The 13,535-nt window shown below is 58.4% G+C and carries 13 protein-coding genes; 8 read left to right on the top strand and 5 right to left on the bottom strand.

Annotated elements, in window-relative coordinates; all coding sequences use genetic code 11:
* The 6 genes from Q0753_RS03360 to Q0753_RS03335 all read left to right on the top strand — a co-directional run bounded on the left by Q0753_RS03360 (window position 1) and on the right by Q0753_RS03335 (window position 6,762).
* Window positions 1–771: a thiazole synthase gene (locus Q0753_RS03360; RefSeq protein ID WP_298717216.1), complete on the top strand. Its 771-nt coding sequence runs from the start codon at window positions 1–3 to the stop codon at window positions 769–771.
* Window positions 768–1,889 carry a 2-iminoacetate synthase ThiH gene (gene thiH / locus Q0753_RS03355; RefSeq protein WP_298717213.1) on the top strand — a complete coding sequence of 374 codons (1,122 nt, stop codon included), beginning with the start codon at window positions 768–770 and terminating at the stop codon, window positions 1,887–1,889. The genes Q0753_RS03360 and thiH overlap by 4 nt, the downstream gene beginning before the upstream one ends.
* Before the next feature lie 468 nt (window positions 1,890–2,357).
* A complete protein-coding gene (locus tag Q0753_RS03350; protein ID WP_298717210.1) occupies window positions 2,358–2,759 on the top strand; it encodes a TM2 domain-containing protein in 402 nt (133 codons plus the stop codon).
* Window positions 2,760–3,080: 321 nt separating this feature from the next.
* Complete coding sequence (gene thiM, locus Q0753_RS03345) at window positions 3,081–3,887, top strand: hydroxyethylthiazole kinase (RefSeq protein WP_298717207.1); 807 nt, start codon at window positions 3,081–3,083, stop codon at window positions 3,885–3,887.
* A 712-nt stretch (window positions 3,888–4,599) separates the two neighbouring features.
* Complete coding sequence (gene thiE, locus Q0753_RS03340; protein WP_298717204.1) at window positions 4,600–5,214, top strand: thiamine phosphate synthase; 615 nt, start codon at window positions 4,600–4,602, stop codon at window positions 5,212–5,214.
* 132 nt (window positions 5,215–5,346) lie between these two features.
* On the top strand, window positions 5,347–6,762 hold the full coding sequence (locus Q0753_RS03335; RefSeq protein ID WP_298717201.1) for an NAD(P)/FAD-dependent oxidoreductase: 1,416 nt from the start codon (window positions 5,347–5,349) through the stop codon (window positions 6,760–6,762).
* Between the two features lie 127 nt (window positions 6,763–6,889).
* On the opposite strand, the gene Q0753_RS03330 is transcribed toward Q0753_RS03335, so the two are convergent.
* Genes Q0753_RS03330 through Q0753_RS03320 form a run of 3 tightly spaced genes read right to left on the bottom strand, consistent with a single transcriptional unit; the run spans window position 6,890 to window position 9,276 of the window.
* Window positions 6,890–7,816: a biotin-dependent carboxyltransferase family protein gene (locus Q0753_RS03330; protein ID WP_298717199.1), complete on the bottom strand. Its 927-nt coding sequence runs from the start codon at window positions 7,814–7,816 to the stop codon at window positions 6,890–6,892.
* Window positions 7,817–8,527 (bottom strand): 5-oxoprolinase subunit PxpB, encoded by a 711-nt coding sequence (pxpB, locus tag Q0753_RS03325; protein ID WP_298717196.1) that lies wholly within the window; start codon window positions 8,525–8,527, stop codon window positions 7,817–7,819.
* A 2-nt stretch (window positions 8,528–8,529) separates the two neighbouring features.
* Window positions 8,530–9,276, bottom strand: coding sequence for a 5-oxoprolinase subunit PxpA (locus Q0753_RS03320; protein WP_298717193.1), 747 nt, complete (start codon window positions 9,274–9,276; stop codon window positions 8,530–8,532).
* Between the two features lie 371 nt (window positions 9,277–9,647).
* Between Q0753_RS03320 and Q0753_RS03315 the strand changes: the two genes are divergently transcribed.
* Entirely contained in the window at window positions 9,648–11,186 is a 1,539-nt protein-coding gene (locus tag Q0753_RS03315; protein WP_298717190.1) for a TerC family protein, read from the top strand.
* 60 nt (window positions 11,187–11,246) lie between these two features.
* On the opposite strand, the gene Q0753_RS03310 is transcribed toward Q0753_RS03315, so the two are convergent.
* Window positions 11,247–11,786, bottom strand: a complete 540-nt coding sequence (locus Q0753_RS03310; RefSeq protein ID WP_298717187.1) for a glutathione peroxidase — start codon at window positions 11,784–11,786, stop codon at window positions 11,247–11,249.
* A 92-nt stretch (window positions 11,787–11,878) separates the two neighbouring features.
* Window positions 11,879–12,844, bottom strand: a complete 966-nt coding sequence (gene zntB, locus Q0753_RS03305) for a zinc transporter ZntB (RefSeq protein WP_298717182.1) — start codon at window positions 12,842–12,844, stop codon at window positions 11,879–11,881.
* Between the two features lie 256 nt (window positions 12,845–13,100).
* Here zntB and Q0753_RS03300 point away from each other — a divergent pair, with 256 nt between their 5' ends.
* A complete protein-coding gene (locus Q0753_RS03300; protein ID WP_298717179.1) occupies window positions 13,101–13,409 on the top strand; it encodes a hypothetical protein in 309 nt (102 codons plus the stop codon).
* The last annotated feature ends 126 nt before the right edge of the window (window positions 13,410–13,535 follow it).

Here is a 13,535-nt window from a genome sequence, read left to right as displayed (position 1 = left end):
ATGAGCCTGATTATTGCCGATAAAACCTTTAATTCCCGCCTGTTCACCGGCACCGGCAAGTTTGCCAGTGGCCGCCAGATGAAAGACGCCTTCGTTGCCAGCGGCACTGATCTGGTGACCATGGCGCTGAAGCGGGTGGATCTGAAAAACCACAGCGACGACATACTGCCGCCGCTGCTGGAACTGGGCGTGAATCTGCTGCCCAACACCTCGGGTGCCAAAAATGCCGAAGAAGCGCTGTTTGCCGCCCGGCTGGCGCGCGAGGCCCTGGGCACCAACTGGCTGAAACTGGAAATTCATCCGGATCCCAAGTATCTGCTGCCCGATCCCATCGAAACCCTCAAGGCCGCCGAGCTGCTGGTGAAAGACGGCTTCATCGTGCTGCCCTACTGTGGTGCCGATCCTGTGCTGTGCAAGCGGCTGGAAGAAGCGGGTTGTGCCGCCGTGATGCCGCTGGGTGCGCCCATCGGCTCCAACAAGGGGCTGGTGACGCATGACTTCCTCGAGATCATCATAGAGCAGGCCACTGTGCCGGTAGTGGTGGACGCAGGCATCGGCGCCCCCAGCCACGCCGCCTACGCCATGGAGCTGGGCGCCGATGCGGTGCTGGTGAACACCGCCATTGCGGTGGCCGGTGATCCGGTGGCCATGGCCGAGGCCTTCAAGCTGGCGGTGATTTCCGGCCGTATGGCCTATGAAGCCGGTCTGGCCGGCCAGAGCCGGCAGGCCCAGGCGTCCAGCCCGCTCACCGCCTTCCTGGAGACCTTATGAGTTTCTTCGACGTCTGGTCATCCATGGACTGGGATGACGTCAAGATGAGTATCTACGGCAAGCAGGCCCGGGATGTGGAACGCGCCCTGGCCAAGCCGAAGCGGGATCTGCAGGACTTCATGGCGTTGATCTCGCCCGCCGCCGAGCCCTATCTGGAGCAGATGGCCCAGCAGTCTTATCAGCTGACCCGCAAGCGTTTCGGCAACACGGTCGGCTTTTATATTCCGCTGTATCTGTCCAACCTGTGTGCCAACGACTGCACCTACTGCGGCTTTTCGATGAGCAACCGCATCAAGCGCAAGACCCTGAGCGCCGAGGAAATCGAGCAGGAATGTCTGGCCATCAAGGCGATGGGCTTCGATACCGTGCTGCTGGTGACCGGCGAGCACGAAGGCAAGGTGGGGCAGGACTACTTCAAGCAGATGCTGCCGATCATCAAGCGCCATTTCAGCTATGTGATGATGGAAGTGCAGCCGCTGTCGGAAGAAGAATATGCCGAGCTACGCGAATACGGGCTCGACAGCGTCATGGTGTATCAGGAAACCTATCAGCACCTGACCTACGACGAGCACCATATTCGCGGCAAGAAGAAGGATTTTCGCTGGCGGCTGGAAACCCCGGACCGGCTGGGCAAGGCCGGCATCGACAAGATTGGTCTGGGTGCCCTGTTCGGGCTGGAAGACTGGCGGGCCGACAGCTTCTATGTGGCGGCGCACCTGCGCTATCTGCAAAAGCAGTACTGGCAGACCCGTTATTCGGTGTCGTTCCCGCGCCTGCGCCCCTGTGAAGGCGGTCTGGTGCCCAAGTCGGTGATGACCGATCGACAGCTGGTGCAGTTGATTTGTGCCTATCGCCTGCTCGACGGCGAGCTGGAACTGAGCCTGTCGACCCGCGAAGCGCAGGAGTTTCGCGACAAGGTGATACCGCTTGGCGTTACCAGCATCAGCGCCGGCTCCAAGACCCAGCCCGGCGGCTATGTGGAGAACGTCAAGGAAGAGCTGGAGCAGTTCGAAATTGACGACGACCGCAGCCCGGCCGAGGTGGCCAAAGCCATTACCGCCACCGGCCTGCAACCGGTATGGAAAGACTGGGACAACAGCTACTCCGCCAGCCGGTAACTGATAGCTTTAAGCCGTAAGCTGTCAGCCATAAGCCGCCAAAGAGGGCGTAACGCGAAGCATCACGGTTGCGCTCCGCCGACACGCTTCAAGTACTTCCCTGTAGCGCTCGAAAATGCCATCCATGGCATTTTATGGTCGGCTACGGCAATCCCCACTGCTGCTTCGAGCAACATGGGTGTTGTCTGCATGCTACTAGTCAGCGCCAAGCGAGCTGAGGAGGGTAAAGCGTGTCTGCTTCGCCGTGCCCGTTGCGCCATGGATGGCGCAACGGAGCCCCCATGGACGGGTTTACGGCGTGCCGGAGAAGCAGTGCGCTTTGACCGACGGGAATGCACTGGGCTACAAACAAGACGTAAGTGCCATGCTGCTCGAACGACGAACCGGGTCGCCGTTCTGCCCACAGGCATGGCAGTTGCACACTGCAACGACTAGAATGGTCGTTTTTATCATCCGTCCCGAGGCAGAATGAACAACACACACAGCAAGGTGATCGGTTACATACTGTGGATTTTCGGATTCATGGGTGCGCACCGCTTTTATTACGGTCGGCCGGTCAGCGGCACCCTCTACTTCTTTACCCTGGGTCTGTTCTTCATCGGCTGGATAGTGGATTTATTCCTGATTCCGTCCATGGATCGGGATGCAGACATGCGCTACGCCAGCGGCCCCAAGGACTACAGCCTGACCTGGATTCTGATGACCTTTCTCGGCATCTTCGGCATTCACCGCCTGTACATGGGCAAGTGGGTCACGGCCATCATCTGGTTCTTCACCGGCGGCCTCTTTTTACTCGGTTACCTCTACGACTTCTGCACCCTGAATACTCAAATCGACGAAGTTAACCGAAAATCACGCCGCTTCGGCTGATATTTACCTCCGCTGGTTCGTTAGAACAAAAGGCCCCTTGGTGCGTAACACCATTCAGTTAACGGGAGCGATTGGCTTTCAAACCGACCTTCTGCGTCAGGGATGGCGCAGCAGAGCCCCAGGGAGGGGTTACGGCGTGTCGGTGGGAAGTCAATGGATCCCGTTTTACGCTTAACTGACAGGTGTTCCCTCTTTCCTGCATCGGCGTTGCCTGCTGCAAGCCCGAATTCATGCGGACAAAGACGATTGCTCTGAACATGAATGTTTCGGGTACTATCGAATAAACTCGGGCATCGGGTATCAACATCTGCAAGGAACAGCATGAACACACAAACCATCATCACCGCCCTGAACGCGGTTCGCGCGCAGAAGCCGCTGGTATTGAATATCACCAATTATGTGGTGATGAACAACACCGCCAACGGTTTACTGGCGGTGGGGGCTTCGCCGATCATGGCCCATTCTCGCGACGAACTGGCGGAGATGATGGCCTTTTCCGGTGCCCTGGTGATCAACATCGGCACCCTGGACAGCGTCTGGATTGAGCGGATGATGTTTGCGGTGGAACAGGCCAATCGTCATCACAAGCCGGTGGTACTGGATCCGGTAGGCTGCGGGGCCAGCAGCCTGCGTACCGAAACATCCCGGCGCATCGCCGAGGCGGCGGAACAACTGATTCTTCGTGGTAACGCCTCGGAAATTATCGCGCTCGCCGGAGCAGGCGCCAATGCACAAGCCAAGAGCAAGGGCGTGGATGCGCTGGATGCCAGCGAGGCGGCGGTAGGGGCGGCGCGGTATCTGGTGCGGCATTACGGCTGTAGTGTGGTTATCTCCGGTGAAACCGACTTTATCGTTACGGATAATGGCGAAATCCGACTGAACAATGGCCACGCCATGATGCCGTTTGTCACCGGCATGGGCTGTACCCTGTCGGCACTGACCGGCGCCTTTGCCGCCGTGGGTGAAACCACCGGTCTGGCGGCGGCGGCGGTGCTGGGGGTGGCCGGTGAAATCGCGGCGGAGCAGTCGGCCGGGCCGGGCAGCCTGCAGCTGAACCTGCTGGATGCCCTGTATTGTCTGGATGCAGAAACCCTGATGCAACGTTTGAAGCTAACCTCATCAAGTTAAGCAGGTGGGTTATTAACTGCCACTGGCTCATCGGCCAAAGGGCCAGCTCCGCCGACACGCTGTGGATACATCCGTGTACGCTCTCTGTTTCATCCCTGAAACAGAAGGTTGGCTGAGCAGATCCCTTTGTCCTCCTTCAGCTCCGGCGTGGCCTGTTTGTATCGCCAGCAGGCCCGGCTGGCGTTATGAAGAGGTAACCTTGCTGCCGATTAAAGCCAATCTAAGTAAAAATGTGATCTATTTTAAAGCTGGAGACGAGAGGAAACAGAGTCACCTCCCACGAAACGCCACTGGGCTAGCCATCTTTGCTGGGGAATGGCTGCGAATATTCACTGGATATTTGGTCCATTACCCAACAAAGATATTCGGCAGCAAGCTGCCCCATGGGGGTTCGGGAAATGCCTTCCCTGGGTCGCGGGAGCCGATCTCTGCTGCCTCTCCTTAAGCACCGAGTTGTCTGCCGGTCGCCCCCACAGGCGACGCCGAAGCAGAGGGGCGGGTGAAGGGCTCTACTCCAGCGACCATCACATGACAGGACGTCATGTGCTGAGCGTCGCAGGGATGCGGTTCAGCGTGTCGGTGGAGTGAACCCTTCGTTCGACCTTTACCGTGAAGCCAAGTAGATCAATTAGCTTTCCAGATTGGTATAACCACAACTCCCAAATATTGAATAGTCAGCATCACTATCCCTTAACAACAAGCCGGAGCAATCATGAATCCCTATCGTTTATATCTGGTCACCGATGATCGGCAGCCTATTGATGTGCTTGAAACCGTGGTGGCCGAGGCGGTTGCAGGCGGCGTAACCATGGTGCAGGTGCGCGAAAAGCACGGCGATGTGCGGGCCTTTATCGAACGGGCGCAAACCATCAAGACGGTGCTGCAAGGCACCGGGGTACCGCTGATCATCAACGACCGGGTCGATGTGGCGCTGGCGGTAGATGCGGATGGAGTGCACCTGGGTCAGTCGGACATGCCGGCGACGCTGGCCCGTCGGCTTATCGGCCCGCACAAGCTGCTGGGCCTATCGGTCGAAACCGAGCGGCAGTTGTTCGAGGCCGAATCGTTGCCGGTGGATTATCTGGGGCTGAGCGCCATTTTTGCCACCCCCACCAAGACCGATCTGAAAAAGGAATGGGGCCTCGACGGGCTGGCCGGCGCGGTGGCACGGAGTTCGCTGCCATTGGTAGCCATTGGCGGTATTAACGCCGCCAATTTGCGGGAGATAGCGGACACCGGCGTACATGGGGTGGCGCTGGTATCCGCTATCTGTCAGGCGCCATGTCCACGCACGGCGGCGCAGGATCTGATGCGACTGATGGGCTGAGCGGGTGCGCAGAATGAAGTATTCATGCAGGTCTTTAACATAAGCATTTAGTACTCGATTATTTCGTGTGTAGCGCTATTTTGGGGGCTTTTTTTCGTATTTACCTGTAAACAAACGGCTAATTCCTTTAGGATGGCAAGGTTTTTGCAATCGAAGGAGACAGTTTTGAGCAAGCAAAAAATAGCAATTTTAGGCGCAGGTCCTAGCGGTTTGGCGCAGTTAAGGGCTTTTGAGGCGGCTCGCCGGGCAGGGGTTCAAGACCTGCCGGAAATCGTCTGTTATGAAAAACAAAGTGATATCGGCGGCATGTGGAATTACACCTGGCGCACGGGTTTAGATAAAAATGGCGAGCCAGTTCATGGCAGCATGTATCGGTATTTGTGGTCCAATGGCCCGAAGGAATGTCTGGAGTTTGCCGACTACTCCTTCGACGAACACTTCGGACGGGCCATTCCCTCCTATCCGCCGCGTGCCGTGCTTAAAGACTACATCATGGGTCGAATAGACAAGCAGGCCATTTTTAAATACATCCGGTTCGAATGCCCGGTACGTTGGGTGACCTACGATGAAGGCACCGAAAAGTTCACCGTCACCGTGATGAATCACCAGACCGGCGAGCAGGAAACCAACGAGTTTGATCACGTCGTCGTAGCCACCGGTCACTTCTCCACCCCCAACATGCCGTACTTCGAGGGTGTAGAGCAGTTCCCGGGCCGGGTATTGCACGCCCACGACTTCCGCGATGCGCTGGAATTCAAGGATCAGAATGTGCTGCTGATCGGCGCCAGCTATTCGGCGGAAGACATCGGCTCCCAGTGCCACAAGTACGGTGCCAAGTCGGTCACCATCAGCTATCGCAGCAACCCCATCGGGTTCGATTGGCCACAAGGCATGGAAGAGCGTCCGCTGCTGGCGCATTTTGAGGGTAATACCGGCTATTTTGCCGACGGCTCAAGCAAACAGTTTGATGCCATCATCATGTGCACCGGTTATCTGTTCCACTTCCCGTTCCTGCCCGATGAGCTGCGGTTGCAGACCCACAACTGCCTGTATCCGGACAATCTGTATAAAGGCGTCTTCTTCCAGAACAATCCCAAGCTGATTTACCTGGGCATGCAGGATCAGTACTTCACCTTCAACATGTTCGACGCCCAGGCCTGGTATGCGCGGGACGTGATGCTGGGCAAGATAGCGCTGCCCGAAGCCGATGAACGCCGGCAGCACATGCAGCAGTGGCTGAGCCGTCATGAAGCACTGGCCGGCTGCCATGCGGCCATTGATTTTCAGGCCAGCTATATTCGCGACCTGAACAATGAGACCGACTACCCCGAGTTTGCGGTAGAAAAGCAGGCGGATCTGCTCAAGGAATGGCTGCAGCACAAGCAGGAGAACATCATGGGCTTTCGGGAAAATGCCTATCGTTCTACCGTGACCGGCACCATGGCCTCCAAACTGCCGGCTCGCTGGCTGGACATCAAGGATGACTCGCTGGAAAGCTTCATGTCTCTCGACTTTGTCGAGAACAAGAGCTTCGACAAGGTCGACTGATATTTTTGTTTAGCGCGCCATTCTGACGAAAGCCGGCATCTTTGTGTAGAAAGGTACCGGGTCCGTCATACCGATATGACAAGTGCACAAAAAGCCCGCCTCAGTAAGGCGGGCTTTTTTTGTTGTTTCAAAACTGCGCCCGAAACGCTCTGTATTCCTGCTGGGCTTCGCTGGCGGTGCTGGTGGTCAGCCACAGTGGCTGCCCCGGTCGGCATTGGGCCAGGCGGGCACAGGCCAGTGGGGTCAGGGTGCCGAGACGCGGATAGCCGCCAATCGTTTGACGGTCGTTCAGCAGCACTATGGGCTGGCCATCGGGCGGCACCTGTACCGCACCCAGTGCTATTCCTTCCGAAATCATCGAGTCCATGCTGCAGTGCAACAGGGATCCTTGCAGCCGGATCCCCATACGATCCGATCGAGGATCCAGCCGCCAGGGCTGGCGAAAGGCGTGGATCAGGCTGTGATCATCAAAAAAACGAAACTGGGCGCCGGGGATCAATGCCAGCCGCGGTTCGGCGTTGTAATCGGGAATGACGCCGGTGGGCAGGTGCCGGTCCGGAATGGTTTGCGTAGTGGGCGCAAACGCCAGGCGATCGCCCGCCGCCAGTGCGCTGCCATCACCCTGGTGGCCGCCGAGACCGTCGCGTACCACGCAACTGGTACTGCCCAGCACCTTTTCTGCGATAAAACCACCCACCACCGCCAGATAGGCCCGTACCCCGAGGCGCGCCATGCTCAGGGTCAGGGTGTCGCCGGCATTCAGCTCAAAGGCTCGCCAGTTGGGCAGCGGCTGCTCGTTGCGGCGGGCCTGCATGTCGGCGCCGCACAGGGCCAGGGTGCAAGGCTGCTCGGCGCTTAGCGTGAGCCCGCCCAGGGTGATCTCCAGCGCCGGGCTGCCCCAGGGGTTGCCCAGCAGCCAGTTGGCCCAGGCCCAGGCGTGCAGGTCGGCCGGGCCGCCCTGGGTCACCCCCAGCCGACGCACCCCGAAACGACCTCCATCCTGCAGGGTGCTGAGCGGGCCGGGCTGTTGAATGGTCAGATATCCGTGGTGCATTCAAGACTCCTTCATGGGCGTGCTGTCGCCGCCCAGTCGTTCGAATTCGGTTTTGCTCACCGGCACAAAGCGTACCCGGTCGCCCACCTGCAGCAGGCTCAGGCCCTTACTATGAGGATCGAACAATCGGGCCGGAGTACGGCCCAGCAGGTTCCAGCCGCCGGGAGAGGCCTTGGGATAGGCGGCGGTCTGCCTGCCGGCAATGGCCACGCTGCCGGCGGGTACCCGTGGCCGCGGAGTGTCGAGGCGGGGCAGTTCCAGTTGTTCCGGCAGAGTACCCATAAAGGCGAAGCCGGGGGCAAACCCCAGGGCAAACACCCGGTAGCAGTGACCGCTGTGCAGTTCGATGAGTCGGTCGGTGCTTAGCCCGGTGTGTTGCTCCAGCCGGGCCATGTCCGGGCCCACGCTGGGGTGATACCACACCGGCAGCTCCTTTACCGGCGCCGTCTCGTCGTCGGCATCGGGGGTGAGCTCGGCCAGCAGTTGTTGCAGCAATCGGCGCGCCTCAACGTTGTCCAGCTGCAAGGGGTCGAACTGCACCAGTACCGTGGTGTAAGAGGGCACCACATCGATAAGCCATTCACCAAAGGCCCGTTCGCAATCGCGCACCAGGGCGGTAATCCAGCCCATGTTGCGTTCGTCTATGGTGTCGAACAATCGTACCAGCCAGGCATCCATGCCGGCATTTTCCAGCCGGGGTTGGGGGATCATGCTCATTGCAGCGTGGCCAACATTTGGCGAATGGCCTTCACCGCGGCAATGGACTCGGGATTGTCGCCATGCACGCACAGGGTGTCTGCCTGCAATCGCAGTTCGCTGCCATCATTGGCGACAAGCGGTTCGCCGGTGGCGATACGCCGGGCCTGCTCGACGATTATCGCCGGATCCTGATGCACGGCGCCGGGCAGAGTGCGGGACACCAGGAAACCGGCGGCGTCGTAGGCGCGATCGGCAAAGGCCTCGAACCACAGGACAATGCCGTGCCGGGTGGCCAGCGCCCGGGCCGGGGCAGGATTGGCCGTGGCCATCAGCATTAACGGCAAGCGGGCATCGAAGGCGGCCACCGCCTTCATTACCGCCGCCAGCTTGTGCTCATCCCGCATCATGTCGTTGTAGAGGGCGCCGTGGGGTTTGATGTAACTCACCCGAGTGCCCTCGGCCCGGCACAGGGCGTCGAGCGCGCCCAGTTGATACAGCACCATGTTTTCTATCTCGGCGGGTGTGCAGGCCAGGGTGCGGCGACCAAACCCCACCAGATCCGGATAGGCCGGATGCGCGCCGATGTTTACCCCGTGCCGTTGTGCCAGTTGCACGGTGCGGCGCATGGTGTCCGGGTCGGCCGCATGAAAACCGCAGGCCACATTGGCCAGGTCCACAAAGGGCATCACGGCGTCGTCCTGTCCCATGGTCCAGGAGCCAAAGCTTTCTCCCATATCGGCGTTCAGCAGTAGTCTGGGCATGATGTCGGCTCCTCTATAATCAGTGGTCTTTATCTTACCTTTACCAGGCCTGCCCCGCTCGAGGATCGGCCGGCCGGTTAATGTGGTCGTCGGCTTTGCAAAGAAATAATCTTGCCAGCCCGCTTTTTGCCATTATGATATGCGTTCATTTTAACCAAGAGGTCCGGTCAATCGCCGGTGTACCATATGGATTGCTCGCGAAGTTGCTTGCAACAGAGTTCTGAATTATCACTTCCCCCCTGTTTTTTGCCGTCCCCGGCACTCGCCACCCCATCCGGATTTGTCTGCTGCCCCGGCTATACTGATTTTGCCGGCCTGGCCTGCGTTATTCGCTGATCTGCATTCATCTACATTCTCTCAAGAGGTAAATCATGGAATTCCTGATGGATCCGTCTATGTGGGCGGGCTTGCTGACACTGATTATTCTGGAAATCGTGCTGGGTATCGACAACCTGGTGTTTATTGCCATTTTGGTCAAGAAGCTGCCGCCGCATCAGCGCGACAAGGCCCGGCTTATCGGCCTGTCGCTGGCGCTGTTGATGCGTCTGGCACTGCTGAGTGTGGTGTCCTGGCTGGTCACCCTGACCACGCCGCTGATCACCCTGGGTGAGTTGAGCTTTTCGGGACGTGATTTGATCCTGATAGCCGGTGGTATTTTTCTGCTGTTCAAGGCCACCACCGAGCTGCACGAGCGGCTGGAAGGCAATATGCACGAAGAGGAAACCAGCACCGTTTATGCCGGTTTTGGCGTGGTGATTGCGCAGATTCTGGTGCTGGATGCGGTGTTCTCGCTCGACTCCATTATTACCGCCGTGGGTATGGTCGACAGCCTGCCGGTGATGATGACCGCGGTGGTACTGGCGATGCTGGTGATGGTGGCTGCTTCCAAGTCGCTGACCGATTTCGTCAACGCTCACCCCACCGTAGTGGTGCTGTGTTTGAGCTTCCTGCTGATGATCGGTTTCAGTCTGGTGGCGGAAGGTTTCGGCTTCCATATTCCCAAGGGCTATTTGTACGCCGCCATCGGTTTCTCGATTCTGATTGAATTCCTGAACCAGCTGGCTCAGCGCAACTCCGCCAGGGAAGAGGCTCGCCAGCCGCTGCGTGAACGTACCACCGCCGCCATTTTTCGCCTGATGGGTGGCAAAGAGCATGATCAGGAGCAGGAGCAGCCGGCACAGACCCCGGCACAGGCTCAGGAGCAGGGTTTTGCCGAAGAAGAGCGCAACATGATCAGCGGCGTGCTGTCACTGGCCGAGCGCTCCATTCGCACCGTGATGACGCCCCGGGCCGACATTGTCTGGCTGGACGTGTCCGACAGCCGGGAAGAGGTGATCGCCGAGCTGATGGCCTCTTCACACAGCCAGTTTCCGGTATGTGATGGCGAGCTGGACGACCTGCTGGGTGTGGTACGCGCCAAGGATCTGATGGTGGGCCTGAAAGAAGGCAAGACCCTGGCCGAACTGGCCGAGGGCAATGACCCCATCATAGTGCCGGACAGCATCAGCGTGATCCGCCTGCTCAACATACTGCGCGATGCCCGCGGCAACATGGTGCTGGTGAACGACGAGTTCGGTACCGTGCAGGGGCTGGTGACGCCGCACGATTTGCTGGAGGCCATCGTCGGCGAGTTTCTGGACGAAGACGAATCTCCCGAAGTGGTCATCGAAGGGAGTGGCTGGCTGGTGAAGGGCAGTACCGATCTGCATTACCTGGAGCAGGTACTGTCGCGCCGGGGGCTGGTGGATCCGGCTGACGAATACGCCACCCTGGCCGGCATGCTGCTGGCCTGGAGCGGCCAGCTGCCCGAGGCGGGCGCGGTATTCGAGCGTGAAGATCTGCGCTTCGAGGTCACGGAGGTAGAAGACTTCCGTATCGCTCAGGTACGGATCACGCCGCTTGCTGCTTAACCATAACGCGGTAATATGTAGAAACGGCGCCCACTGGGCGCCGTTTTTGTTGGTGGCGGCTTACAACACCGCCGCGATGGCATCCTGCAGTTTCTGGTCATTTGGCTTGGTCATGCTGGAAAACACCGCCGTCACCTGGCCGTTGCGATCGATCACATATTTATAGAAATTCCAGCGTGGCGGCTTGCCGCTCTGACGGGTAATTTCCCGAAAGATGGGATGAGCATCGTCGCCCCGCACCTTGATGGGGTTGACCATATCGAAGGTCACACCGTAGTTCACGTAACACACCTCGGCCGCCTCGGCTTCGTTTTTGGCCTCCTGCCGAAAATCGTTGGAGGGGAAGCCTATCACTTTCAGACCCTGTTCCCGGTAGCGTTGATGTAATGCCTCCAGCCCCTCGAACTGACCGGTAAAGCCGCAAAAACTGGCGGTATTAATCACCAGCATCGGCTGGCCGGCAAACTGGCGCATGTCGACTACCTCGCCGGAATGTAGCCGAGGCAACTGATGCTCGAACAGGGCGGCGGTATCGGGCTCAGTCGCCATTAGCGGCGGACATAACAGCAGCGCACACAGGCTGCCAAGCAATGGTTTCATGAGGGTCACTCCCTGATGGACGATAAACCGAATGTGTAAAGCAGACCCTCATGGCGACTGAATAATTACAGCGAAGCGAGATTCGCCCCGTGTTACCACCAGCGGCGCAGCTTCAGCCAGAGGCCGAGTCCCACTGCCAGCCCGGTGAGAATAAGGCAGAAGGTCCAGAAGGCAACGGGACTGTTGGCGCCGGGCATGCCGCCCAGGTTGATGCCGAACAGGCCGGTGAGAAAGCTGGCAGGCAAAAACAGCAGCGCCATAATCGACATCTGATAGGCACGGCGGTTGGTGGCCTCGGCCATGATGTTGTTGACTTCATCTGCCAGTACGGCGGTACGGGCTACGCCGGCGTCCAGATCGTCCAGCCAGCGCCGCAGCCGGTCGGCAATGTCCTGCAGGCGGCGGCGATCGTCGTCGTTGAGCCAGCCGATTTTCTCGCTGGCCAGCCGGGCCACCAGATCCCGCTGGGGCGAAAGGTAACGGCGAATCATGATCAGCTGTTTGCGAATGCGGCCCAGCTGGCCGGTGGCGGGCATTTCGTTTTCCAGCACCGCTTCTTCCAGTTCCAGAATCTGATCGTGCAGCGTTTCCACAAATTCGCCGGCCCGGTCGGTGAGGGCATCGCAGATGTCCACCAGCCAGTCGCCGGGGTTGAGCGGACCGTCTCCGGTGGCGAGTTGCTCATAGACGTCCTTTTCCGACAGCAGCGGGCGGCGCCGACTGCTTAGGATTAGCTGGGGGCTGATGAAGATGCGCAACGCCACCATTTCTTCCGGTCGGTCCTGTTGATTGTGGTTGATACCCCGCAGGATCAGCAGCAGGTTGTCGCCCTGGCGCACCAGCTTGGGCCGGCTGCTCTGGCCGAGCAAGGCCTCGCGGGCGGCTTCGTTCAGCAGGCCGGTCTGTTGCAGCCACAGCTCAGTCTGTGGTTTACCGTAGTCCAGGTGCACCCAGGCCGGGGTTGACGTCGGTAGTGGTGTTCCCGCCGGCAGCGGCTGCATGCCACCGCTGCCATTCAGCTGCAGGCTGTAGATGCTGTTATCTGGCACCCGTTCCATGATGGGCCTCCCTGTAATGGTGATGGCCCAGCTTACACTAAAGCGGTTTCAGCTGAAGCGGATGGATGCGGTATTAATATTCAGATGGCGGCGTGTTTTCTCTACTCCATTAGGTTTTCGTTTGGAGCGCGCCCTGTTGTGGCTGTTAAAAATAGATCTTAATCACACCATTAAATGTTTAGAGATGTAAGTGATGGTATGCGCATGTAGAGTCGCGTTCCCAATAGTTATAAATAAAAATAAATAGGTCTATAAAATGAAAAAAGCATTATTTGCCGGCAGTGTACTACTGGTGTTGAGCGGTTGTCAGTTGACCGGTGATATGGGTAATAACAACCTTGCTTCTAACGATTTTTCTGCCATGTCCTGCGATGAAATCAAAGCGACTTTCGATAACCATAACGCACGGATGGAAAGCCTGAACACCGGTAATACCCTGCTGTCTTCTATGGGCGTGAACACCGGCGCCGGATCCGCGCAAGCCGCTGTGGACAAGGCCTACCTGCAGGCAAAGGAAGTAGCCCAGCCTATCGCGATTGCCAAAGGTTGTACCTATACCCTGTAATGGCATAAGCGTACCTATGCATACTTAAAGCCACGGTCTCATGCGTGGCTTTTTTTGGTTTGCATACTCCTTTTCCGTAGTAATGGGGCCGTTATCTGCCAGCGTACGGGGTATCATAAAGTTATC

This window comes from uncultured Oceanisphaera sp. (assembly GCF_947495715.1).
Classification (GTDB): Bacteria; Pseudomonadota; Gammaproteobacteria; order Enterobacterales; family Aeromonadaceae; genus Oceanimonas; species Oceanimonas sediminis.
This window is presented reverse-complemented; position numbering and strand designations above follow the sequence as displayed.

Coding starts and splice junctions, on each gene's coding strand:
- Q0753_RS03315 (WP_298717190.1), top strand. CDS start 9,648: ATGGAATTCCTGATGGATCCGTCTATGTGGGCGGGCTTGCTGACACTG.
- zntB (WP_298717182.1), bottom strand. CDS start 12,844: ATGGAACGGGTGCCAGATAACAGCATCTACAGCCTGCAGCTGAATGGC.
- Q0753_RS03360 (WP_298717216.1), top strand. CDS start 1: ATGAGCCTGATTATTGCCGATAAAACCTTTAATTCCCGCCTGTTCACC.
- thiM (WP_298717207.1), top strand. CDS start 3,081: ATGAACACACAAACCATCATCACCGCCCTGAACGCGGTTCGCGCGCAG.
- Q0753_RS03350 (WP_298717210.1), top strand. CDS start 2,358: ATGAACAACACACACAGCAAGGTGATCGGTTACATACTGTGGATTTTC.
- Q0753_RS03330 (WP_298717199.1), bottom strand. CDS start 7,816: ATGCACCACGGATATCTGACCATTCAACAGCCCGGCCCGCTCAGCACC.
- Q0753_RS03310 (WP_298717187.1), bottom strand. CDS start 11,786: ATGAAACCATTGCTTGGCAGCCTGTGTGCGCTGCTGTTATGTCCGCCG.
- Q0753_RS03320 (WP_298717193.1), bottom strand. CDS start 9,276: ATGCCCAGACTACTGCTGAACGCCGATATGGGAGAAAGCTTTGGCTCC.
- Q0753_RS03335 (WP_298717201.1), top strand. CDS start 5,347: ATGGCAAGGTTTTTGCAATCGAAGGAGACAGTTTTGAGCAAGCAAAAA.
- Q0753_RS03300 (WP_298717179.1), top strand. CDS start 13,101: ATGAAAAAAGCATTATTTGCCGGCAGTGTACTACTGGTGTTGAGCGGT.
- thiH (WP_298717213.1), top strand. CDS start 768: ATGAGTTTCTTCGACGTCTGGTCATCCATGGACTGGGATGACGTCAAG.
- thiE (WP_298717204.1), top strand. CDS start 4,600: ATGAATCCCTATCGTTTATATCTGGTCACCGATGATCGGCAGCCTATT.
- pxpB (WP_298717196.1), bottom strand. CDS start 8,527: ATGATCCCCCAACCCCGGCTGGAAAATGCCGGCATGGATGCCTGGCTG.